This window comes from Streptomyces sp. NPDC047002 (assembly GCF_040704505.1).
In the GTDB taxonomy this organism is placed as follows: Bacteria; Actinomycetota; Actinomycetes; order Streptomycetales; family Streptomycetaceae; genus Streptomyces.
The window spans coordinates 214,065-237,020 of record NZ_JBEYWC010000001.1; the positions used below are offsets into that span (position 1 = coordinate 214,065).

Below are 22,956 nucleotides of genomic sequence, written 5' to 3' on the forward strand. Positions count from 1 at the left end.
GCGCGTCAGGAGGTGCGGACCGAGAGCGAGACCAGGCGGGCGTCGTGCGGGCGGCGGCCCGTGACGGACAGCGCCACATAGCGGGCCGTGCCGGGCGCGCGGAGCGTCGCGGTGCGGCCCCTGCCCCGCAGGCGCCCCGCCGTGGTGTACGTCACGCCGTCGGCGCTGTACGCGACGGCGGCCTCGGGGACCCGCCCGCCGGTCCACACGGCGGCGGCCTCCACGACGTGCAGCGCGGCGCCGAGGTCGACCACCATGCGGCCGTCGCTGCCCGGGTCCCACGCGGTGCCCGCCTCGCCGTCGACGGCGGCCGCCGGGTCCGTCATGCCGTGCGGCAGGGGTGAGGTGGGGAAGGTGGGGCGGCCGAGCGCCGCGTCGGCGAGGGGGTACGGCGTGACGCCGCGCAGCACGACCCGCCGGCCGCGCCCGCGCGCCACGGTGACCCGGACGGGACGGGCGCCGGGCGCAGAGACGAGCAGGCGGCAGGCGGGGCCCGACAGTTCGACGGTGGCGCCGTCGACCACGTCGGCGCGCAGCCCGCGCGGGACCCGGCCGCCGCCCTCCGCGCGCACGGTGAGGCGCGCGGGCAGGACGGCGGCGCTCGCCGCGTCGAGCCGTACCTCGTGGTCCACTCCCCGGGCGGTGACGGTCGACGCCCCGGCGAACAGGGTGAGCGACCGGGTGTCCTGCGGGACCGAGACCGTCGTGCGCACCGGCGCGCCCGAGAGGTTGAAGACGCTGAGGTGGCCGCCCGCTGTGGAGGCGAGGACCGCGTGGTCGGCGGCGCGCGGTGCGGGGCGCGCCGCGGCGGCGCGGACCGCGGCGGGCCGCCCGTCCGGCAGGCCCTCCGCGAGGAAGGGCTCGGCGGGCCCGTCGGAGAGCACCAGCGTGTCGCCGTACACGGCGATCGGGTTGCGGCCGCCGCGCACGACGAGCCCTGCCCTGCCGTCCACGGAGATCCAGCCGCCGGTGCTGGTGGCGTCGGCGTGCGGGTAGCGGGCCAGGTCGGTCCATGCGGTGCCGTCCGCCGAGCCCTGGATCACGTAGGCGCGGCCCGCGGCGGCCTCCCAGCTGAGCGTCACCCGGTCGGCCTGGCGCGCGCTGCCCAGGTCGACGGTGAGGCTGCTGTCGCCCTCGGCGCGGTCGGCGACGGCGACCGCCCATCGGGTCGCCGGGTCGCCGTCGACCGCGAGGGCCGCGCCCTTGCCCGTGTCGGAGGATGACGCGGTGGCGGTGGCGCCCTCGGCGAGGTCGGGTCCCGAGGCGCCGTCGCGCACCTCGAAGGAGTAGAGCGAGTAGCCGTACGCGGGATCGCCCGTGACGCCCTGCATGCGCAGGTGGCGCCAGGCTGCGCGGGGGAAGGCGAGGGTGTCCGTGCGGGGCCCGGCGCCGGGCCCCGAGCCGCCCGCGTCGGCTGCCTCGACGGTGACGCTGCCCTCGGCTGTGGTGTGGGTGCGCCGGCCGTCGAGGCCCGCGATCCCCGGCATGGTCAGGTTGAAGATCTCCAGGTGGCCCTCGCCCGGCGCCGTGCCGCTTGTCGCGTAGACGACCTCGCCGCCCGGCAGGGTGGTGAATCCGGCGCGGCCCGCGTCCAGGGTGAAGACGGTCGCGGTCGCGTCGATGCCGTCCCGCAGGGCGGTGTACGTGGCGGCGCCGCGTCCGGTGACGGCCGCCGAGGTCGCGGGCAGGAACATCGGCGTGCTGCCGCTGAGGGTGAACAGCCAGTCGTCGTGCGCGGGCTGCCAGGCGAACTTGGTGAAGCCCGGCTTGCTGACGGCGGCGGCCCAGGCGGCGGGCGACTGGTGGACGACGAGCCCGGGGCCGGCCCCGAAGTCCCGTACGCCCGAGGCCCTGGCGAACAGCTCGCGGTCGGTCAGGGCGCGCACGGCGCCGCCCTTGCGGGCCCGCCACTCGTGCAGCAGGTAGCTGATCGCGACCTCGGCGCGCGCCTCGGGCTCGTACTTGGGCTCGCCGGAGAACTTGGTGATCCGGTTGGCCGGCGGATAGGCCTGGTAGGCCGTCAGGCGCTCGGCGAGCGCGGCCTCGGCGCGGGCTGCGGCGCGGTCGCCGAGGACCTGCGCGAGGAACGCGACGGGGATGACGTCGCGGCCGTAGAGGTGCTCGCGGTCGTCGACCATCGGCATCAGGGGCTCGCCCGCGTCGCTCATCACCAGGAGCAGGCTCTCCCAGAGCTGGTCGCCGTTGGGCTGGGAGGTGAGCACCTCGGGCAGCGGGCGGCCCGCGGTGAGGAAGTGGATGGTGTTGCGGCCCGACGTGCGCCACAGCTCGCACTGGTAGTGCGGGCCGAAGGAGCCGTGGTTCTCCACGATGAAGGTGTCGTACAAGTTCTTCGCGGTGTTCTCGCTGACCGGGACGCCGTCGACCACGGCGGGGTTGGCCAGGTCGGCGGCGGGCAGGCCGGTCTCGTTGCGGCTCCAGCGGCCGTACGCGGTGCTCCACGCGGCGTGCCGCGGGTCGTCCGCCGCCCAGGCGAGGCCGGGCGCGAGGGACTGGGCGTAGACGCCCATCTCCTCCAGCTTGGTGTCGCCGACGAAGCCGCCGGTGAGGCCGTGCGGGGTCCAGTCCCCCGAGAGCGGGTCGTCGCCGGTGCCGAGTCCCGTGGTGTACGCGGCCTGTTCGCGCACGAGGGTGTCGACGTTCGTGCGCGTGGCGTCGTCCAGCTGGTCCCAGAGGAGCCGGGCGGCGAGCACGAAGTACAGCTGGAAGGTGGTGTCGAAGAACAGCGTCTTGCCCCACTCCGTGCCGCCCGTGAGGCGGTTGGAGGCGGCGAAGTGCTTGAGCGTGGCGAGCGTCCGCGCGCGCAGCGTGTCCTCGTCGATGCCCGCGAGGCCCGCGTCGTAGCCCGGGCGGGTGAGCAGCAGGGCGTGGCCGAGGACGACGGCGAAGCCGAAGTCGGTGGCGGTGTAGTGCCCGGCGGCCGCGTCCCACTGGGTCTCGGTCCACCGGGTGTGGGTGAGCAGGACCTTGTGGTAGGTCGCCGCGATGCCGTCGGGCGCTCCCACGCCGGTACGGGCGGAGGTCTGTGCCGCGGCCGCGGCGGGCGAGGCCGCGGCCAGGCCGGCAGGCGCGGCGACCACCGCGGCGGCGAGTCCAGCCAGTTGGGCGAAGCGGCGACGGCTCAGGGCCTGCGGTGGGCGGTGCACGCGGACGCGCCTCCAGACGAGGTGGTAGACAACGTTGTCAAGGCGCGCTCATTCTTGGCGGGGCGCTCGGCGCGCGTCAAGGCCCGGGACGGGCCCGGTCGTCCCCGCGGCGGCCGGCCCCGCACCCCTTTGACGGGCACGGCCCGCCGCACGCGCGGCAGTTGGGCGCTCGCGAGCGCGGTGCGCGATTTTCCCCCGGAGGCGGGCGCACCGGCCCATGAGCCCGGCGGATGCGAGGGACTCCGGTCGGCGCCTCTGCCCCGCCAGGGCGGGGCCCTGCCGCCGGTCGACGCCCCGGCGGCAGGCCCCAGTCGGCGGTGGTGCGCCGGGGGTTCAGGCGACGCGCTGGGCCTTGCCGAGGGCGATGACGCCGTTCGGGGAGACGGTGTAGAGCTCGGCGTCGCGCTGGGCGTTGACGCCGATGGTGGCGCCCGGCGGCACGTCGATGTTCTTGTCGAGGATGGCGCCGCGCACGACGGCGCCCCTGCCGACCGTCACGTTGTCGTGCAGGACCGAGCCCTGGACGACGGCGCCCTCCGCCACCACCACGCCGGGCGAGAGGACGGAGCGGGTGACCTGACCGCGGATCACGCAGCCGGGGCCGACCACGGACTCGCTCGCGATGCCGCCCGCGACGAAACGCGCGGGCGGCAGCTGGTGGGCGTCGGTGTAGAGCGGCCAGCGGCGGTTGTCGAGGTTGAAGGCGGGCTGCGGCGAGACCAGGTCCATGTGCGCGTCGTAGTACGAGTCGAGGGTGCCCACGTCGCGCCAGTAGCCGTGCTCGCGCGCCGACTCCCCCGGCACGTGGTTGTCGTGGAAGTCGTAGACCTGCGCCATGCCGCGCTCGGTCAGCATCGGCAGGATCGAGCCGCCCATGTCGTGGACGGAGCCGGGGTCCTCCGCGTCCCGGTGCAAGGCGTCCACCAGGACCTTCGTGGTGAAGAGGTAGTTGCCCATGGACGCGAAGACCTGTGACGGGTCGTCGCGCAGCCCCGGCGGGTCTGCGGGCTTCTCGAGGAAGCTCTCCACCTGGACGCCGTCAGCACCCGGGGTGATCACACCGAAGGCCGACGCCTCGGTGCGCGGCACCCTGATGCCGGCGACCGTGACGCCCGCGCCGTTCTCCACGTGCTGGGCGAGCATCTGGCGCGGATCCATCCTGTACACGTGGTCGGCGCCGAACACCGCGATGTAGTCGGGCCGTTCGTCGTGGACGAGGTTGAGCGACTGGAGGATCGCGTCCGCGCTGCCGAGGTACCAGCGCGGGCCGAGCCGCTGCTGCGCCGGCACAGGGGTGACGTAGTTGCCGAGCAGGCTCGACATCCGCCACGTCGTGGAGACGTGCCGGTCGAGCGAGTGCGACTTGTACTGCGTCAGCACGCAGATGCGCAGGATGTCCGCGTTGACGAGGCTCGACAGCACGAAGTCCACGAGGCGGTAGGTCCCGCCGAAGGTCACCGCGGGTTTCGCCCGGTCCGTGGTGAGCGGCATCAGGCGTTTGCCCTCCCCGCCCGCGAGGACGATCCCCAGTACCGAAGGTCCACCGCGCATCCCGGCCCCCTACCCCTCGTCCAGCAGCTTCTCGTAGACGTCGACCGTGCGGCGCGCCACCCGGTCCCAGCCGAACTCCGACACCGCGCGCTCCCGGCCCGCCGCGCCCATCCGCGCGGCCGCCTCGGGGTCGCCGACGACCCGGTCGAGCGCCTCGGCGAGCGCCGACTCGAAGGCGTCCTGGTCGTCTTCCGCGTACGGCACGAGCAGCCCCGTGCGGCCGTCGTCGACGACCTCGGGGATGCCGCCGACCGCGGAGGCGACCACGGCGGTGCCGCACGCCATGGCCTCCAGGTTGACGATGCCCAGCGGCTCGTACACCGAGGGGCAGACGAACACCGCGGCGTGCGTCAGCAGTTGGATGACGTCGGGGCGCGGCAGCATCTCCGGGATCCAGACGACGCCGTCGCGGCTCGCGCCGAGTGCTGCCACCAGCTCCCTGAACTCGCGGTCGATGGCCGGGGTGTCGGGCGCGCCCGCGCACAGCACGAGCTGCACGGACCGGTCGAGGGCGCGGGCGGCGCGCAGCAGGTGCGGCACGCCCTTCTGCCGGGTGATGCGGCCGACGAACAGCACGTAGGGCCTGGCCGGGTCGACTCCCGCGGCCACGAGCGCCGCGGTGTCGGGGTCGGGGCGGTACAGGCCGGTGTCGATGCCGTTGTGGATGACGTGGACGCGGCCGGGGTCGAGCGCCGGATAGCAGGCGAGCACGTCCTCGCGCATGCCGTGCGAGACGGCGACGACCGCGTCGGCGGCCTCGGCAGCGGTGCGCTCGGCCCAGCCGGACAGGGCGTACCCGCCGCCGAGTTGCTCGGCCTTCCAGGGACGCAGCGGTTCGAGCGAGTGCGCGGTCATCACGTGCGGGACGCCGTACAGCAGCTTGGCGAGGTGGCCCGCGAGGTTGGCGTACCAGGTGTGCGAGTGCACCAGGTGCCGGTCGGCGAGGCCTGCGGCCATCGCGAGGTCGACGGAGAAGGTGCGCAGCGCGTCGTTGGCGCCGTCCAGGCCCGGGTCGGCACGGTGGCGCACCACGCCCGCCGCCGCGGGGCCCGCCGCGGGGCCCGAGCCCCAGCAGTGCACCCGCAGGTCGGTCAGGGCGCGCAACTCGCGGGCGAGGAACTCCACATGGACCCCCGCGCCGCCGTACACGTCGGGCGGGAACTCCCGGGTGAGCAGCCCCACTTTCACGCCATTCCCCCGTCGTCGCAGGACCGAGCCCTGACATGGTCACCCGGATCGGCCCGGTGCGGAAGACCGCGGCGGCCGGAGTTACGAACCGGCGCGCCGTGGAAGCCGCGCGCGGGGGCCCCGGACCCCACCCCGGGTGGACGGCCCCTGCCCCCGGGTACTCCGGGGGCAGTACCCGGGAAGAGGCTCCAGGCGGACGACTGCCGGGCGCGGGGGCGGCAGGGTGGTGGCCATGAGCAGTCTCGTCCTCGCCGTCGCACTCGCCGCGGTCTCCGCCGTCGCCTACGCGGCCGGCGCGGTCGTCCAGGAGCGGGTGGCCGCGGCCTCGCCCGCGGCGCCGTACGGGCCGCTGCACAGCGCCCCCTGGTGGGGCTCCGTGCTGCTGAACGGGGCCGGCGGCCTGCTGCACGTGGGCGCGCTCGCGTACGGCCCGCTCAGCCTGGTGCAGCCGCTCGGCGCGCTCACCATCGTCTTCGCGCTGCCGATCGCGGCGCTGTGGGCGCGGGGCCGTGCGCCGGGGGCGGGGCGGCGCGCGTGGGCGGGCGCGGTGGCGGCGACGGCCGGGCTCGCCGGGCTGCTCGCGCTGACGCGGGGTTCCGAGGGGCGGGTGCTCGAAGGTCCGGTGCGCCTGCTGCTCGCCCTGGTGGCGCTCGGGCTGGTCGGCGCGGCTTGTGTGGCGGCCGCGCTGGTGCGGGGCAGGGCGGCGCGCAGTGTGCTGCTCGCCGCGGCCGGCGGGGTGGCGTTCGGGGTGTCGTCGGTGTTCGTGAAGACCGTGGCGCAGGGCTGGTCGGCGGTACCGCCCGGGGTGCAGTGGCCGAGCCTCGGGGCGGTGGCCGTGCTGACGGTGGCGGGGCTGCTGCTGTCGCAGGCGGCGTACCGGGGCGCGGGGCTCGCCGCGCCGCTCGCGGTGGTGACGGTGGTCAATCCGGTGGTCGCGGCCGCCGTGGGGCTGACGCTGTTCGGCGAGGGCTTCCGCTTCGGTGCGGCGGGCGGCGCGGGTGCGCTCGCCCTCGGCGCTGTGGCGGCCGCCGGCCTGGTGGCGCTGACCCGCGCGCGGCCGGGCGCCGGGCCTGGCGGGCCGGCCGCTGCGGGCCCGCCGGCTCTTTCGAATCCCGCGGGCCCGCCGGCTCTCCCGGGTCCCTCAGATGGTGACGCCGTGCGCCCGCAGGTAGGCGAGCGGGTCGATGTCGCTGCCATAGGCGGGGCCGGTGCGCACCTCGAAGTGCAGGTGGGGCCCCGTCACGTTGCCGGTCGCCCCTGACCTGGCGATGCGCTGGCCCTCTGCGACCTTCTGGCCGACGCGGACGCTGATCGCCGAGAGGTGCCCGTACTGGCTGTACTTGCCGTCCGGGTGGCGCAGGACGACCTGGTAGCCGTACGAGCCGCCCCAGCCGGCGGTGACGACGGTGCCCGCCTCGACGGCCTTGACCGAGGTGCCGGTGGGGACGAGGAAGTCGACTCCGGTGTGGTAACCGCTCGACCAGGAGGCGCCGGTGGCGTGGTACGGGGTGCCGATCGCGGCGTGCACGGGCGCCTCGGCACCGCTCGCCGCCTTCGACGCGGTGTGGTGGGGCGCCGCCTTCTTCGCGGGGTGCGCGGCCTTGGCGGTGGTGTGGTGCGGTGCCGGCTTCTTCGCCGGGGGCGCGGTCCTGGCCGTGGTGTGCGCGGGCTCCGGCGCGGGCTTGTGTGCGGGCTCTGCGGTGGTGCGGGCGGACTTCGGCGCCGTGGTGCGCGGCGCGGGCTCGGCCTTGTCGGGCTTCTGGGCCTTCGCGGTGCCCGCGGAACGCTGCGCGGGCACGTGCAGCACGAGCCGCTGGCCGGGGAAGATCAGGTCGGGGTCGTCGCCGACGACCTTGCGGTTGTCCTCGTAGACCTGCTGCCAGGTGCCGGCGAGGTGCTCGTCGACGGTGATCTGCGAGAGCGAGTCGCCGCGGGCCACGGTGTAGCCCTCGCGGTGCGTCGGCACGGCGGTGGGGGACGCCGCGTACTGCGCAGGCGCGGCCGCGGGTCTCGCCTGCGCCGTGTCGGTGTGCGTGGTACGGACCTTCGCCGGTGCGGTGTGCCGTACGGTGTCGGCCGCTGTCGTCAGGTGCGGTGTGCCACCGCTCCTGGTGAGCCCGGCGTGTCCGGAGCAGACGGGCCAGGCGCCGGGGCCCTGGCCGCCGAGCACCTTCTCGGCGACCGCGATCTGCTGGTCCCTGGTGGCGAGGTCGGCCCGCGCCGCGTACCGCGTGCCGCCGTACGCCTCCCAGGTGGACTGGGTGAACTGGAGCCCGCCGTAGTAGCCGTTGCCGGTGTTGATCTGCCAGTTGCCCGAGGACTCGCAGGCGGCGACCTTGCTCCACACGTCCACCGAGGCGCCGTGCGCCGCCCCCGCGCCGATGAGCGGGAGCGCCATCCCGGCGCCGCCCGCGGTGACGGTGAGCGAGGCGCGGTTGATGCGGCTCGGCTGGTAGCGGCGGTGGCGACCGGTTACGGCCATGGGTCAACTCCCCGTTGAGACGCAGGACGTGTCGCGATCCGTCAAGTTACGGGCCCCGTACGCACCGTGACAAGGGGCAGCGGCGGGACTGTCCATTTCCCGCCAGTGCGGGGCCCGTTGGGCCCGCGCGGGTGACGGTGCGTGCTCATGCGGGCGGGGTGCGGTGCGCTGCGGGCCGCGCTCCGGCGCACCACCCCCGCGGTCAGCCGGACGACTCGGCAGGGGCGGGCGCGGGGGCGCGCGGTGCGGGCGGCTCTGCGGGCAGGGCGGGCCGCCAGCGCACCCCCGCGGTGCCGGCCGCGGTCCCGGAGGGCGCGGGGAGCCTGCTGCCGCCGCGCGCGAGGAACGCGGCGAGCGGCAGTGTGGCTGCCCCCACCGTCACCGCGTCGGGGCCGAGCCTGCCCATCTCGATGGTGGTGCGGGCGGCCGCGTGGCCCAGCGAGTAGCGCCGCGCGTGGTGGCGGATCGCGGGCAGCAGGCGGGGTCCGATCAGCAGGCCCGCCCAGCCGCCGAGGAGCACCCGGTCGGGCAGGAACACGTTGATGAGGTCGGCGAGTGCGGCGCCGAGGCACTCGGCGGTCTCGTCGAGCAGGGAGACGGCGAGCGGGTCGGGCGGCGTAGCGGGATCGGCGGGGAAGGCCGCGGCGAGCAGCGCGGCGAGCGCGGTCTCGTCGTCGGCTCCTTCGGGCAGCGGGCCGCCCGCCTCGCCCCACCGCTCACGCATGGCCTCGGCGCCCGCGTACGCCTCGAGGCAGCCGATGGAGCCGCACCGGCAGCGCCGCCCGCCCATGTGCACGGTGGTGTGCCCCCACTCGAAGGCCGTCCTGCGGCGGCTCTCCTCGACCAGGGCGTGCCCGTTGATGACACTGGCGCCGACGCCCGAGCCGACGAGGGCGATGGCGGCGGTCTCGGCGCCGCGGCCGCCGCCGAACCACATCTCGGCCTGGCCGAGCGTCTTCGCGCCGTTGTCGATGAAGAGCGGCACCTCGGCCGGGACGCCGAGCGCCGACCTCAGGAGCCGCTCGAAGGGCACTTGGCTCCAGCCGATCGTGGGTCCGTGCACCACGGCGCCGTCAGGACCGCCCGACTCGATGATGCCGGGGGTGCCGATCCCGATGCCGAGCAGCCGCGCCGGGTCGGCCCCGGCGGCCGCGAGCACCTCGGCGACGCCGCCGCCGACATGGGAGACGATGAGCTCCACGTCGTAGTCGTACTGTTCGAGGAGCCGTTCGGTGCGGGCGAGTTCCGTCAGGGACAGGTCGAAGAGCTCGACGCGCACCCGGGTCTCGCCGATGTCGACGCCGATGAGCAGCCCGCCCGCGGCGGCGACGCGCAGCAGCGTGCGGGGGCGCCCGCCGTCGGAGTCGACGACTCCGGCCTCCTCCAGCACGCCCTCCGCGGCGAGTTCGGCGACGACGTTGCTGATGGAACCTGAACTCAGGCCGGTGCCGGCGCCGAGCTCCTGGCGGCTCAAGGGCCCGTCGAAATACAACCGTTGCACGACCCGGGCGCGGTTGCCCCGCCGCAGGTCACGCACCGTTCGTCTGCCGCGCTCAGCCATGTGGCTCCTTCCCGTGACGCAACATACCCCCGTCACAAACCTTGACGCGACCTTCTCTCACCTCTTAAATCACGGCATAAATTAAGTCATGGAGGCCGTTCGACTCTCGAACGCTGCCACCCCCGGAAAGGGGCCACCTCACATGCGCAAGACCAGAGCCGCAGCAGCCGTCACCGCCGTCTCCGTCATCGGATCCCTCCTCGCCGCCTGCGGCGGGGGTTCGTCGTCGGACGGCGGCGGCAGCAACGAGTCGCCGAAGACGCTCACCTACTGGGCGTCGAACCAGGGCCCCAACGTCGACTACGACAAGAAGACCCTCGGTCCCGAGCTGGCCAAGTTCCAGAAGCAGACCGGCATCAAGGTCAAGCTGGAGGTCATCCCGTGGTCCGACCTGCTCAACCGGATCCTCGCGGCCACCACGTCGGGCCAGGGCCCCGACGTCCTCAACATAGGCAACACGTGGTCCGCCTCGCTCCAGGCGAGCGGCGCGCTGCTGCCCTGGAACAAGGCGAACTTCGACGCGATCGGCGGCCGTGACCGGTTCAACACCTCGGCGGTCGCCGCGGCGGGGTCGCCCGACAAGGACCCGGCGGCGGTCCCGCTGTACTCCCTTGCGTACGCGCTCTACTACAACAAGAAGATGTTCAAGGACGCCGGGATCACCACCCCGCCCACCACCTGGTCGGACGTGGTCGAGGACGGCCGGAAGATCTCGAAGAACGGCACCTCGGGCAAGTGGGGCCTCGGCCTGGAGGGCAGCAACCTCCAGGAGAACATCCACATCTCCTACGTCCTCGCCAAGCAGCACAACGCCGACTTCTTCGACACGTCGGGCAAGCCCACCTTCACGTCCCCCGGCGCTGTCGACGCGGTCATGCAGTACGTCGACATGATGCAGAAGAACAAGATCATCAACCCGGGCAACGCGGAGTACGCCCAGAACCAGTCCCTCCAGGACTTCGGCAAGGGCAAGACGGCCATGGTCATGTGGCAGGCCGCCGCCAGCAACTTCACCTCCCAGCACCTGTCCGCCGACGACTGGGGCGCCGTCCCGATGCCCGTGCAGTCCGGCACCCCCGGCACCGGCTCGCAGGTCAACTCGATGGTCGCCGGCATCAACATGGCGATCTTCAACAACACGAAGAACATCGACGGCGCGAAGAAGTTCGTGAAGTTCATGACCAGCGACACCGAGCAGGTCATCCTCAACAAGGCGTACGGCTCGGTCCCGCCGGTGAAGGCCGCCGACGGCAACGCCGCCTTCCAGCAGAGCGACATCCAGGTGATGGCGAAGACGCTCCAGACCAGCGCGACGCCGCTGCCCCAGGTGCCCTCCGAGTCGCAGTACGAGACCCAGGTCGGCACCGCGCTCAAGAACCTCTGGGCCGACGTGGCGGCGGGCAAGACCGTCACCAAGGACACGGTCAAGAGCGAACTGTCCAAGGCCCAGCAGCAGATGACCCAGTGAGGCCGGCTCCATGACCGCCACCGTGACATCCCCCAGTGCGCGCGACGCGGGCGGCGAGGAGCCGGGGACCGGGGGTGCGCGCAAGAGGCCGCGCATCCCCGGCCGGCTGCGCCGCATCGGGCTGCCGTACCTGCTGCTCCTGCCCGCGATCCTCTTCGAACTGCTCGTCCATGTCATCCCGATGGTCGTCGGGGTCGTCATCAGCTTCCGCCAGCTCACCCTGTTCTTCATCCACAACTGGGGCGCGGCGCCCTGGTCCGGGCTGTCGAACTACAAGGTCGCCGTCGACTTCGACAGCGCGGTGGGCAAGGCGCTGCTGCACTCCTTCTTCATCACCGTCCTGTTCACCGTCCTGTCGGTGGGGCTGTGCTGGCTGTTCGGCACCACCGCCGCGGTCATGCTCCAGGACAAGTTCAGGGGCCGCGGCACGCTGCGGACGATCTTCCTCATCCCGTACGCGCTGCCGGTCTACGCCGCCGTCATCACCTGGGCGTTCATGTTCCAGCACGACAACGGCATGGTGAACCACCTGCTCCACGACCAGCTGCACCTCACCGACCAGCCGTCGTTCTGGCTGATCGGCAACAACAGCTTCTACACGCTGCTCGTGGTGTCGCTGTGGAAGGGCTGGCCGTTCGCCTTCCTGATCGTGATGGCCGGCCTGCAGAACATCCCGTCCGAGCTGTACGAGGCCGCCTCGATCGACGGCGCGGGCATCTGGCAGCAGATCCGCAAGATCACCCTGCCGTCGCTGCGCTCGGTCAACCAGGTGCTGGTCCTGGTGCTGTTCCTGTGGACGTTCAACGACTTCAACACCCCGTTCGTGCTGTTCGGCAAGAACGGCAACGCGCCGGGCAGCGCCGACCTGATCTCGTTCCACATCTACCAGTCGTCGTTCTCCTCCTGGAACTTCGGCTCCGGCTCGGCGATGTCCGTCCTGCTGCTGCTGTTCCTGCTGGTCGTCACCGGCGTGTACCTGGCCGTCACCTCGCGCGGAAGGAAGGCCTCCGATGTCTGACACCACCAGGTCGGCCATGGCGCCGCCGCGCTCCTTCCTGTGGACCCGCCGGATCGTGCTGACGATCCTGGTGCTGTTCACCCTGCTGCCCGTGTACGTGATGGTCTCCAGCTCGCTGAAGCCGCTGGAGGACGTGCAGGGCAAGTTCACCTGGATCCCCTCGCACCTGACGATCCGGCCGTACATCGACATCTGGTCGACGGTGCCGCTCGCCAAGTTCTTCGTGAACTCGGCGATCGTCTCCGTCGCCGCGACGGCCTGCTCGGTCGTGATCGCGGTGTTCGCCGCGTACGCGGTGAGCCGCTACCGCTTCCGCGGCAAGCGGCTGTTCACCGTGACGGTGCTCTCCACGCAGATGTTCCCCGGCATCCTGTTCCTGCTGCCGCTGTACCTGATCTTCGTCAACATCGGCAAGAGCACCGGCATCGACCTGTACGGCTCGCGCGGCGGACTGATCATCACGTACCTGACCTTCTCGCTGCCGTTCGCCATCTGGATGCTCATCGGCTACTTCGACTCGGTGCCGCGCGATCTGGACGAGGCGGCCATGGTGGACGGCTGCGGCCCGTTCGGGGCGCTGTTCCGCGTGGTCGTGCCGGCCGCCGTGCCCGGCATCGTGGCGGTCGCCGTGTACGCCTTCATGACGGCGTGGGGCGAGGTGCTGTTCGCCTCCGTGATGACCAACGACAACACCAAGACCCTGGCGATCGGCCTCCAGAGCTACTCGACGGAGAACAACGTCTACTGGAACCAGATCATGGCCGCCTCGCTGGTGGTCAGTGTGCCCGTCGTCGTCGGGTTCCTCCTGCTGCAGCGCTACCTGGTCACAGGACTCACCGCGGGCGCGGTCAAGTGACCCTTTCAGAAAGGCAGTTCGTGAACGAGCTCGACGCCCTTCCGGCGGACTTCACCTGGGGCGTGGCCACCGCGTCGTACCAGATCGAGGGGGCGGTGGCCGAGGACGGCCGCGCCCCCTCGATCTGGGACACGTTCTCGCACACCCCGGGAAAGATCGCCGGCGGCGACAACGGCGACGTGGCCTGCGACCACTACCACCGGGTGCCCGAGGACATCGGCCTGATGCAGGGCCTCGGTGTCGACGCGTACCGCTTCTCGCTCGCGTGGCCGCGGATCGTGCCGGACGGCGGCGGCCAGGTCAACAAGGCGGGGCTCGACTTCTACGACCGGCTGGTCGACGGCCTGCTCGAAGCGGGCATCCGCCCCTTCGCCACGCTGTACCACTGGGACCTGCCCCAGGCGTCCCAGGACCGCGGCGGCTGGCCCGAGCGCACCACCGCCGAGCACTTCGCGCGGTACGCGGGCATCGTGGCCGAGCGCCTCGGCGACCGCGTAAAGGACTGGGCGACCCTCAACGAGCCGCTGTGCTCGTCGTGGATCGGGCACCTGGAGGGCACCATGGCGCCCGGCGTGCGCGACCTGACGGCCGCCGTACGCACCTCGTACCACCTGCACCTGGGCCACGGCCTCGCGGTGCAGGCGGTCCGCGCGGCGTCCTCCGACGCCCGGGTCGGCATCGTCAACAACCTGAGCCCGATCCTGCCCGCCTCGGACAGCGAGGCGGACCGCGCCGCCGCCGTGCGGGCCGACGGACACACCAACCGCTGGTGGCTCGACCCGATCCACGGCCGCGGCTACCCGCAGGACATGGTCGAGGTGTACGGGGTCGACCTGCCGGTGCGCGAGGGCGACCTCAAGACCATCGCGGCGCCGCTCGACTGGCTCGGACTGAACTACTACTTCCGGCAGTTCGTGCAGGACGACCCCGAGGGGCCCGCGCCGTTCGCGAGGATGGTGGACGCGCCGGTCGCGGACCGCCCCCACACGTACATGGGCTGGGAGGTGTACTCCGACGGCCTGGAGGAGCTGCTGCTGCGGCTGAGCGACGAGTACGGGGCCCGCCGCCTGTACGTCACGGAGAACGGCTCCGCCTACCAGGACACCGTACGGGCGGACGGCACGGTCGACGACCCGGAGCGCACCCGCTACCTGGAGGACCACCTGGCGGCCGTGGCCCGCGCCGCCGCCAAGGGCGCGCCGGTCGCCGGGTACTTCGCGTGGTCGCTGCTCGACAACTTCGAGTGGGCGTACGGCTACGACAAGCGCTTCGGCCTGGTGCACGTCGACTACAAGACCCAGGTCCGCACGGTCAAGTCGAGCGGGCACCGCTACGCCGGGATCATCAGGGCCGCGCGGGAGCGGGCGGCGCGCGCCGCCTGACCCGTGCCCCCGCCGGCCGGTGTCAGGACGGCCGGAAGCCGCGGGGCCGCCGCCCTTCCCCCTCGGGGAGTGCGGCGGCCCCGTCGTCATGGGCCGGGCCTCAGGCCCGTGCGGGCACCGGTCCGGCCAGCGCGGTGCCGGGGCTCGCCACCACGGAGGCGGCCGCCCGCCCGGCGAACTCCAGGATGTCCGCGGCCCGTTCACGGCTCACCCGGACCGGGGCGCCGGGCTCGGGGCCGAGCGCCACGATCCGGTGCAGGGCCCCCGCTGCGAACGCGTCGCCCGCGCCGATGGTGTTGACCACGGTCACGGGCGCGGCGGCCACCTCGACCCGCTCGCCGTCCGGGGTGAAGGCGACACTCCCCCGCGCTCCCCTGGTGAGCAGCACGAGCTTGTCCCGCGCCGCGAGGTCGGCGCAGGCGTCCTCGGGCGCGCGGCCCGGCCACAGGACGGCGATGTCCTCGTCGCTCACCTTGACGACCTGGGCGGTGGCGCACAGGTCGCGCAGCCGCAGCGCGCCGCTCACCGGGTCGATCGTCCGGTCGCTGCGCACGTTCGGATCGACCACCAGGACGCTGGAGCGTGCGGCGGCGCGTGCCGCCGCGGCGACCGCGGTCGCCGCGGGCTCGACCACGGCGGCCAGGCCGCCCGCGTAGACGGCGGCGAAGCCGTCCACGCGGGCGGACAGGTCCGCGATCCTGAAGGTCGCGGTGTCCGCCAGGTGGAAGTGGTACCCGTTGGTCTCGGGCCGCGGGTCGGTGACGGCGAGCGTGGTCGGCAGCGGCGAGCGCGCGGTGAGTGTGAGGTCCACGCCCGCGCCCGTGAGGACCGCCTCCAGATCGCCGGCGAAGGCGTCGCCGCCGAGCGCGCCGGCGAACCAGCTGGGGGTGGCGAGCCTGGCGAGCCCCACGGCGACGTTGACGGGCGCGCCGCCCGGCTCGGCCGCGTAGCGCCGCGCCGCGCCCGGCGCCCGCCCCTGCGGTACGAGGTCGATCAGCGCCTCGCCCAGCACGAGGACGGCGCCCGGCGGCGGCGTGCTCACGGCTCGACCACGATCTTGCGGCCCTTGCCCGCCTTGAAGCGGTCGAGGGCCTGCGGGTAGTCCTCCAGGGACAGCCGGTCGCTGATGAACACGGACGGGTCGAGCACCCCCGTGGCGAAGAGCGCGGCGGCCCGCTCGTAGCTGTGCAGCACCGCCATCGAGCCGGTGATGGTGATCTCCTGGTTGTAGATCTTGTACGGCTCGATCACGGCGGTGGTCGCGTAGTCGGCGACCCCGAACTGGAGGAACGTGCCGCCCTTGGCGACCCGGCCGAGGCCGTCCTGGATGGCGCGCGCGTTGCCGGTGGCGTCCACGACGACGTCCCAGCCGCGCCGGGTCTCCAGCTCGTCGGCGCTGCCCGCGGAGCGCGAGCAGCCGAGCTTGACCGCGGTGGCGAGGCGGTCGGGGTTGACGTCGAGCATGTCGACCGAGGCCGCGCCGGTCCGCTTGGCGAGCTCCAGCATCATCAGGCCCATGGTGCCGGAGCCGTAGATCAGCACCTCCGCGCCGAGGGTGGAGCTGAGCACGTCGTAGCCGCGCACCGCGCAGGAGAGCGGCTCGATCAGCGCGGCGTCGTGGACGTCGACGTGGTCGGGCAGCTTGACGCAGTTGGCGACCGGGGCGACGGCGAACTCGGCGGCCCCGCCCGGCTTGCTGACGCCGATGGCGTTCCACCGCTCGCAGAGGTTGCCCCGGCCGATGCGGCAGTAGTGGCACTCGTGGCAGTGCAGCGAGGGGTCGACGGCGACCCGGTCGCCCACCGAGAGCTCGGTGACGTCGGTGCCGAGCGCGACGATCTCACCGGCGAACTCGTGGCCGGGCACGATCGGCAGCGTCGGGGCGAACTCGCCCTGAAGGATGTGCAGATCGGTGCCGCACAGGCCGCAGGCCGCGACCTTGACGAGTACGTCGCGGGGGCCAGGCGTGGGATCGGGCACCGTTTCGACGGACACCTTGCCGGGAGAGGCGATGATCGCTGCCCTCATTTGACTGCTCCAAGAGACAGGCCCTGGACGAGTTTGTCCTGGGCGGCGAAGCCGGCGGCGAGCACCGGCAGGGACACGACGACGGACGCGGCGCACAGCTGGGCGAGGAACAGGCCCTGGCTGGTGACGAATCCGGTCAGGAACACGGGCGCGGTCTCGGCGCGCACACCGGTGAGCACCCGTGCGAACAGCAGCTCGTTCCAGCTGAAGATGAAGCAGATCAGCGAGGTGGCGGCGATACCGGGCGCGGCGACGGGCGCCACCACCCGCAGCAGCACCGTGGGCAGCCGCGCGCCGTCGACCTGCGCGGCCTCGATGATGGAGACCGGCACGTCGGCGAGGAACGACTGCATCATCCACACCGCGATGGGGAGGTTCATCGAGGTGTAGAGGATGACGAGCAGCCAGACGTTGTCCAGGAAACCGGTGTTGCGCGCGAACAGGTACACCGGGAGCAGGCCCGCGACGATGGGCAGCATCTTCGTGGACAGGAAGAAGAACATCACGTCCGTCCACTTCTCGACGCGCCTGATGGACAGCGCGTAGGCGGCGGGCAGCGCGAGGACGAGCACCAGGGCGGTGGAGACCACCGACGTGGTCACCGAGTTGATCAGCGGCGGCCAGGGGCTCGCGCCGCCGCCCGAGCCGAAGAAGACGCGGTAGGCGGAGAGCGTCAGGGGCGCGCCCGGCGAGGGCGGGTTGGTCGCCGCGTCCGCCTCGGAGTGGAAGGACGTCAGCAGCATCCACAGCGCGGGCGCGCAGAAGAGGATGCCGATGATCCAGGCGACGAGTCCGGTCCAGGCCGTCCTGCGCCGCTCCTTGCGGGAGCGCGCGGTGTGCGGGGACGCGGGCCTCGCGGGGGCCGCCGCGGTCGCCGGAGTGATGGTGGTGGTCATGCCCGTCCCGCCTCCTCGGTGAACAGGGACGAGACGACGCGCAGCGCGAAGGTCGCGATGATGATCGTGCCGATCACCACGACGACGCCTTCCGCGGAGGCGAGTCCGTACTCGTGGGCCTGGTAGAAGGTCTGGTAGATGGTGTAGGGGAGGTTGGCGCTGCCGAGTCCGCCCGCGGTGATGGTGAACACGGCGTCGAAGTTCTGGACGATGTTGATCGAGCCGAGCAGGATGCCGAGTTCGAGGTAGCGCCGCAGGTGCGGCAGGGTGATGAAGCGGAACATCTGCCAGGGTCCCGCGCCGTCGAGGCGCGCGGCCTCGATCGCCTCGGCGGGCCTGCTCTGGAGCCCGGCGAGCAGGATCAGCATCATGAAGGGGGTCCACTGCCACACCAGCGCGATCTCCACCGCGGTCAGCGGCATGTCGGAGATCCAGTCGGGCTGGGCGGCGGAGTGGTCGCCGAAGAGGGACGCGATCCAGCTCCAGGCGCCGTTGAGGAGCCCGTACTCGGGGTTGTAGAGGACGTGCTTCCACAGCAGTGCGGCGGAGACGGGCACCAGCAGGAACGGTGTGATCAGCAAGGTGCGCACCAGGCCGCGGCCGAAGAACTTACGGTCGAGCAGGAGCGCGAGCAGCAGCCCGACGACGACGCTCGCGACCACGACGGCGACGGTGAGCAGGATCGTGGTGAAGACCGCGTCGCGCAGGTCGGGATCGGTGAAGACAGTGGCGTAGTTGCCGAGGCCGTGGAAGGTGCGGCCCCGGGGGGAGAGCTGGTTCCAGTCGAAGAGCGAGATCACCAGGGTCGCCACGAAGGGCAGCTGGGTGACCGCGATCAGGAAGATCAGGGCGGGCATCAGCGGTGCCCTGGTGGCCCAGGCGCGCGCCCTGCCGGGGGTGCGTCCTGAGCGGGCCGCGCGGCCCCCGGACGCGGGGGCGTCCGGCGCGGTGGGGACGGTTGTCGTGGTCATCGCTGCTCCTGTGCGACCTTGTCGGCGAGATCCTGCGAGCGCTTCAGCGCGGTGCCCACGGACTGCTTGCCCGCGATGGCCGAGCTGATCTCCTGGGACACCTTGGTGCCCAGGTCCGTGAAGTCGGGGATGTCCACGAACTGGATACCGGGCGTGGGGCGCTTCTGCACGCCGGGGTTGCGCGGGTCGACGCCGGCGATGGACGACTTGGTGACGGCGGCGAACGCCTCGGCGCTGTTGAGGTAGTCGGGGTCGGCGTAGGTGGAGGCCCGCTTGCCTGCGGGCACGTTGGACCAGCCGAAGGTCTTGCCCGCGAGCCGCTCGTACTCCTTGCTCGACGCCCAGGAGATGAACTTCCAGGCGTCGTCCTTGTTGCGGGACGCCTTCTGCACACCCCATGCCCAGGTGTAGAGCCAGCCGGAGTGCTGGGTCTTGTCGACGGGCGCGGGCACGTAGCCGATCTTGCCCTTGACCGGGGATCCTGAGCCTTCGAGGGAGCCGGCGCCGGCCGTCGAGTCGTACCACATGGCGGTCTTGCCCTGGGTCATGTTGTTGAGGCACTCGGCGTAGCCGGACTGGGCCGCGCCCGCCTCGCCGTGCTTGCGGACCAGGTCGACGTAGAACTTGGTGGCCTTCTCGAAGGCGGGCGAGGTCAGCTCCGCGTTCCAGTCCTTGTCGAACCACGTGCCGCCCATGGTGTTCACGACGGTGGTGAGGGGCGCGATCATCTCGCCCCAGCCGGGCAGGCCGCGCAGGCATATCCCCTTCACGCCGGGCGAGGCGCCGTCCACCTCGGCGGCGAGGTCGGCGACCTGCTGCCAGGTGGGGTGGGCGGGCATCGTCAGGTGCTTCTTGGCGAAGAGGTCCTTGCGGTACATGAGGAACGACGACTCGCCGTAGAAGGGCTCCGCGTACAGGTGCCCGTCGGTGCCGCTGAGCGACTCGCGCATGGGGGCGAGGACGTCCTGCTGGTCGAAGGCGGCGTCCTTGGCGGCGTAGCCGTCGAGCGGGGCGAGCCAGCCGTACTTGGCGTAGAAGGGCACCTCGTAGTTGCTGATGGTGGCGATGTCGTACTGGCCCGCCTGGTTGGAGAAGTCCTGGGTGAACTTGTCGCGGGCGTCGTTCTCGGGGAGCACGGTGAAGCGGACCGTGATGCCTGTCTTCTTGGTGAAGTACTTGGCCGTGAGCTTCTGCAGGTCCGTCATCTGCGGGTTGTTCACCATGAGGATGTTGAGCGAGGGCCCGCCGCCGGAGCCGAGTCCCCCGCCGCCCGCTCCCGCGCACCCGGCGAGGAGCACCAGAGCCGTCGTACTCGCGCCAAGACGTACGTACCTTCGACGGCCTCGCCGCTTGAGTGCCATGGGGGTTCTCCCGATCGTCGTCGTTCGGTGGATGGTTGTCGGTGGATGGTCATGGGTGGGTGAGGGGGCCCGCCGGTCCCGGTGGTACGTGCGGGAGCGCGGCGGGCGGGGCCCGGGGGCCCGGCCCGCTCAGACGCGCAGGACCTGCGGGCCGAGCAGGGTGTAGCGGTGGGCCTCGGCCGAGGAGAGCCCGGCGTCGGTGACGATGGCCTCGAAGTCGGAGACCTCCGCGAACCGGCAGAAGCTGACCGCGCCGAACTTGGTGTGGACACCGGTCAGGACACGGCGCCTGGCGCTGCGGATGGCCTGCGCCTTCACCTCGCTGACCGCGGGGTCCGGGGTGGTCATGCCGTACTCGCGCGAGATGCCGTTGGACCCCATGTACGCGAGGTCGATGACGAACTCCGAGAGCATGCGGGTGGTCCAGTGGTCGACGGTCGCCATGGTGGCGCCGCGCACCCGGCCGCCGAGCAGCAGCACCGACGTCTTCTCCGCGCCTGCCAGGACGGTCGCCACGGCGAGGGAGGCGGTGACCACGGTCAGCTGGCGGTCCCTCGGCAGCGCCTCTGCCACCAGCTTCGGTGTGAAGCCCTCGTCCACGAACACGGTCTCCGCGTCGCCGAGCAGGTCGGCGGCGGCGCGCGCGATCCGCGACTTCTGCGGGACGAGCCGGGTGGTGCGCACGGCGAGCGTGGTCTCGAACCCGGCGCTCTCCACCGGGTAGGCGCCGCCGTGGGTCCTGCGGACGAGGCCGTGCTCCTCCAGGGCCCGCAGGTCGCGCCGTACGGTCTCCTTGGCGACGCACAGCTCGGCGGCGAGCTCCGTCACCTCCACGGAGCCGTCCCTGCGGGCGACGTCGAGGATCGCTCGTCGGCGTTCGTCGGGGTCCACTTGCACACTTCCCTGCTTGCTGCTCACACGGCCCTGTGCCCGGTCGGGTCCCCTACCCGTTCGGGCGCATGCGTCGTTTGTACAAGCAAGGACCCCCGCTCGACCAGGTTCTTCGCCATGGCTGCTGTGTCCGTTCACGCCCGTTTCACAGGTCGCCTTTGAGCAGGTCATGACCGATCGGGCGCCCGGCAGGGCCCGCCGCCGTGCCCGATCGGGCCCGCGGGCCGCCCGCTCCGTGCCCGCGGCACGTGGATCGCGGAATGAACGCCGCTGCCCGACCATTGGTGATCAGATGGAAGCAGACATCAGCGGACACGCATCAGGAGTACTCGTATGAGTGGTACTGCCCAGATCGGCGTCACGGGCCTCGCGGTCATGGGCCGCAACCTGGCCCGCAACTTCGCACGGAACGGGCTGACGGTCGCCCTGCACAATCGCACCACCGCCCGCACCCGGGCCCTCGTCGACGAGTTCGGCGACGAGGGCTCCTTCGTGGCGGCGGAGAGCGCGCGCGCGTTCGTCGACGCGCTCGAACGGCCGCGGCGGCTGATCATCATGGTCAAGGCGGGCGAGCCGACCGACGCCGTCATCCAGGAGTTCGCCCCGCTCCTCGAAGAGGGCGACGTGATCATCGACGGCGGCAACGCGCACTACGAGGACACCCGGCGCAGGGAGCGGGAACTGCGCGAGCGCGGCATCCACTTCGTCGGCGTCGGCATCTCGGGCGGCGAGGAGGGCGCGCTGCACGGCCCGAGCATCATGCCGGGCGGCTCGGCCGAGTCGTACGCGTCGCTCGGCCCGCTGCTCGAACGGATCGCGGCGAAGGCGCCCGACGGCACCCCGTGCGTGACGCACGTCGGCCCGGACGGCGCGGGACACTTCGTGAAGATGGTGCACAACGGCATCGAGTACGCGGACATGCAGCTGATCGCGGAGGCGTACCACCTGCTGCGGTCGGTCGCGGGCTATTCGCCGCAGCGGATCGCCGACACGTTCCGCCGCTGGAACACCGGGCGCCTCGACTCGTATCTGATCGAGATCACCGCCGAGGTGCTGTCCCACACGGACGCGGCGACCGGCGGCGCCTTCGTCGACATCGTCGAGGACCGGGCCGAGCAGAAGGGCACGGGCCGCTGGACGGTACAGACCGCGCTCGACCTCGGCGTCCCGGTCTCGGGCATCGCGGAGGCCGTGTTCGCGCGCTCCCTCTCCGGCCACCCGGCGCTGCGCGAGGCGTCCAGGTCACTGCGGGGCCCGGTGGCGGAGCCGCTGGACGAGGAGGCCGCGGCCCGCTTCGCCGACCAGGTCGAGCAGGCGCTGTACGCGTCGAAGATCGTCTCGTACACGCAGGGCTTCCACCAGATCCAGGCGGGCGGCGAGGAGTACGGCTGGGACATCGACCTCGGGTCGGTGGCCGCGATCTGGCGTGCGGGCTGCATCATCAGGGCCGCGTTCCTCGACCGGATCCGCGGCGCGTTCGACTCCCGCCCCGACCTGCCGAGCCTGCTCCAGGACAAGCAGTTCGCCGAGGAGATCGGCGCGGCCCAGGACGACTGGCGGGCCACACTCGCCACGGCGGTGCGCCAGGGCGTGCCGACGCCCGGCTTCTCCGCCGCGCTCGCCTACTACGACGCGCTGCGGGCCGAGCGGCTGCCCGCCGCGCTCACCCAGGGCCAGCGGGACTACTTCGGCGCGCACACCTACCGGCGCACCGACAGGCCCGGCTCGTTCCACACGCTGTGGGGCGGCGACCGCACCGAGGTCGCCGCGGACTGACCGCCGGGCCGCGGGCTGCGCGCGGCACGAGGAGGGGCAGGACCCGGCGTGCGGGTCCTGCCCCTCCTCGTGCGTGCCGGGACTCAGCCGAGCGGCCCGGGCGCGGGCTCCGGTTCCGGCACCGGGTCGGGCCCGGGCGGCTTCGGGATCGGATCGGGCGAGGGGAGCGGCTCGGGCGGTACGGGCGTCGGCCCCGGCACGGGTCCTGGAGCAGGGCCCGGCTCGGGTCCTGGACCCGGGGGGCCCGGCGGCGGGGTGGGCGTGGGAGGCACCGGGTCGGGGTGCGGACTGGTCATGTCGGACCTCCAAACACGGGACGTCTCCGACAAAGGGGACGTCTTCTCCACTGTCTCCCCGTCGCGT

General features: G+C 72.6%; 18 protein-coding genes. 6 read left to right on the forward strand and 12 right to left on the reverse strand.

What is annotated here, in order from left to right:
• Positions 1–5: 5 nt before the first annotated feature.
• The 3 genes from AB0910_RS00995 to glgA all read right to left on the reverse strand — a co-directional run bounded on the left by AB0910_RS00995 (position 6) and on the right by glgA (position 5,903).
• Positions 6–3,164 (reverse strand): discoidin domain-containing protein, encoded by a 3,159-nt coding sequence (locus AB0910_RS00995; protein ID WP_366742341.1) that lies wholly within the window; start codon positions 3,162–3,164, stop codon positions 6–8.
• 333 nt (positions 3,165–3,497) lie between these two features.
• The gene (gene glgC, locus AB0910_RS01000; protein ID WP_366742342.1) at positions 3,498–4,715 is read right to left on the reverse strand and encodes a glucose-1-phosphate adenylyltransferase; all 1,218 of its coding nucleotides are present in this window, start codon (positions 4,713–4,715) and stop codon (positions 3,498–3,500) included.
• Positions 4,716–4,724: 9 nt separating this feature from the next.
• Positions 4,725–5,903 (reverse strand): glycogen synthase, encoded by a 1,179-nt coding sequence (gene glgA / locus AB0910_RS01005; protein ID WP_366742343.1) that lies wholly within the window; start codon positions 5,901–5,903, stop codon positions 4,725–4,727.
• A gap of 232 nt (positions 5,904–6,135) precedes the next feature.
• Here glgA and AB0910_RS01010 point away from each other — a divergent pair, with 232 nt between their 5' ends.
• Positions 6,136–7,164 (forward strand): DMT family transporter, encoded by a 1,029-nt coding sequence (locus AB0910_RS01010; protein ID WP_366742344.1) that lies wholly within the window; start codon positions 6,136–6,138, stop codon positions 7,162–7,164.
• Here the strand turns inward: AB0910_RS01010 and AB0910_RS01015 are convergent.
• Entirely contained in the window at positions 7,045–8,385 is a 1,341-nt protein-coding gene (locus AB0910_RS01015; RefSeq protein WP_366742345.1) for a transglycosylase family protein, read from the reverse strand. The two genes, AB0910_RS01010 and AB0910_RS01015, sit on opposite strands and share 120 nt — an antisense overlap.
• Before the next feature lie 202 nt (positions 8,386–8,587).
• Positions 8,588–9,946, reverse strand: coding sequence for an ROK family transcriptional regulator (locus tag AB0910_RS01020; RefSeq protein ID WP_366742346.1), 1,359 nt, complete (start codon positions 9,944–9,946; stop codon positions 8,588–8,590).
• Between the two features lie 142 nt (positions 9,947–10,088).
• Here AB0910_RS01020 and AB0910_RS01025 point away from each other — a divergent pair, with 142 nt between their 5' ends.
• The 4 genes from AB0910_RS01025 to AB0910_RS01040 are packed head-to-tail and all read left to right on the forward strand — an operon-like array spanning position 10,089 to position 14,670.
• The gene (locus tag AB0910_RS01025; protein WP_366742347.1) at positions 10,089–11,414 is read left to right on the forward strand and encodes a sugar ABC transporter substrate-binding protein; all 1,326 of its coding nucleotides are present in this window, start codon (positions 10,089–10,091) and stop codon (positions 11,412–11,414) included.
• A gap of 10 nt (positions 11,415–11,424) precedes the next feature.
• Complete coding sequence (locus AB0910_RS01030; protein ID WP_366742348.1) at positions 11,425–12,432, forward strand: sugar ABC transporter permease; 1,008 nt, start codon at positions 11,425–11,427, stop codon at positions 12,430–12,432.
• Positions 12,425–13,288, forward strand: coding sequence for a carbohydrate ABC transporter permease (locus tag AB0910_RS01035; RefSeq protein ID WP_366742349.1), 864 nt, complete (start codon positions 12,425–12,427; stop codon positions 13,286–13,288). Before AB0910_RS01030 ends, AB0910_RS01035 begins: the two co-directional genes overlap by 8 nt.
• Positions 13,289–13,308: 20 nt before the next feature.
• Positions 13,309–14,670 (forward strand): GH1 family beta-glucosidase, encoded by a 1,362-nt coding sequence (locus AB0910_RS01040; protein WP_366742350.1) that lies wholly within the window; start codon positions 13,309–13,311, stop codon positions 14,668–14,670.
• A gap of 100 nt (positions 14,671–14,770) precedes the next feature.
• Here the strand turns inward: AB0910_RS01040 and AB0910_RS01045 are convergent, their stop codons facing one another.
• The 6 genes from AB0910_RS01045 to AB0910_RS01070 form a co-directional block, all read right to left on the reverse strand.
• Positions 14,771–15,712, reverse strand: coding sequence for a PfkB family carbohydrate kinase (locus AB0910_RS01045; RefSeq protein ID WP_366742351.1), 942 nt, complete (start codon positions 15,710–15,712; stop codon positions 14,771–14,773).
• Positions 15,709–16,698, reverse strand: a complete 990-nt coding sequence (locus AB0910_RS01050) for a zinc-dependent alcohol dehydrogenase family protein (RefSeq protein ID WP_366742352.1) — start codon at positions 16,696–16,698, stop codon at positions 15,709–15,711. Before AB0910_RS01050 ends, AB0910_RS01045 begins: the two co-directional genes overlap by 4 nt.
• On the reverse strand, positions 16,695–17,594 hold the full coding sequence (locus AB0910_RS01055) for a carbohydrate ABC transporter permease (RefSeq protein ID WP_366742353.1): 900 nt from the start codon (positions 17,592–17,594) through the stop codon (positions 16,695–16,697). Before AB0910_RS01055 ends, AB0910_RS01050 begins: the two co-directional genes overlap by 4 nt.
• Positions 17,591–18,565, reverse strand: coding sequence for a sugar ABC transporter permease (locus AB0910_RS01060; protein WP_366742354.1), 975 nt, complete (start codon positions 18,563–18,565; stop codon positions 17,591–17,593). The genes AB0910_RS01055 and AB0910_RS01060 overlap by 4 nt, the downstream gene beginning before the upstream one ends.
• Positions 18,562–19,926 carry a sugar ABC transporter substrate-binding protein gene (locus AB0910_RS01065; protein WP_366742355.1) on the reverse strand — a complete coding sequence of 455 codons (1,365 nt, stop codon included), beginning with the start codon at positions 19,924–19,926 and terminating at the stop codon, positions 18,562–18,564. Before AB0910_RS01065 ends, AB0910_RS01060 begins: the two co-directional genes overlap by 4 nt.
• Positions 19,927–20,055: 129 nt before the next feature.
• On the reverse strand, positions 20,056–20,817 hold the full coding sequence (locus AB0910_RS01070; protein ID WP_366742356.1) for a DeoR/GlpR family DNA-binding transcription regulator: 762 nt from the start codon (positions 20,815–20,817) through the stop codon (positions 20,056–20,058).
• A 333-nt stretch (positions 20,818–21,150) separates the two neighbouring features.
• On the opposite strand from AB0910_RS01070, the gene gndA reads away from it, so the two are divergent.
• A complete protein-coding gene (gene gndA / locus AB0910_RS01075) occupies positions 21,151–22,593 on the forward strand; it encodes an NADP-dependent phosphogluconate dehydrogenase (RefSeq protein WP_366742357.1) in 1,443 nt (480 codons plus the stop codon).
• A gap of 83 nt (positions 22,594–22,676) precedes the next feature.
• Here gndA and AB0910_RS01080 read toward each other — a convergent pair whose 3' ends face one another.
• Complete coding sequence (locus AB0910_RS01080; RefSeq protein ID WP_366742358.1) at positions 22,677–22,889, reverse strand: hypothetical protein; 213 nt, start codon at positions 22,887–22,889, stop codon at positions 22,677–22,679.
• Positions 22,890–22,956 lie beyond the last annotated feature (67 nt).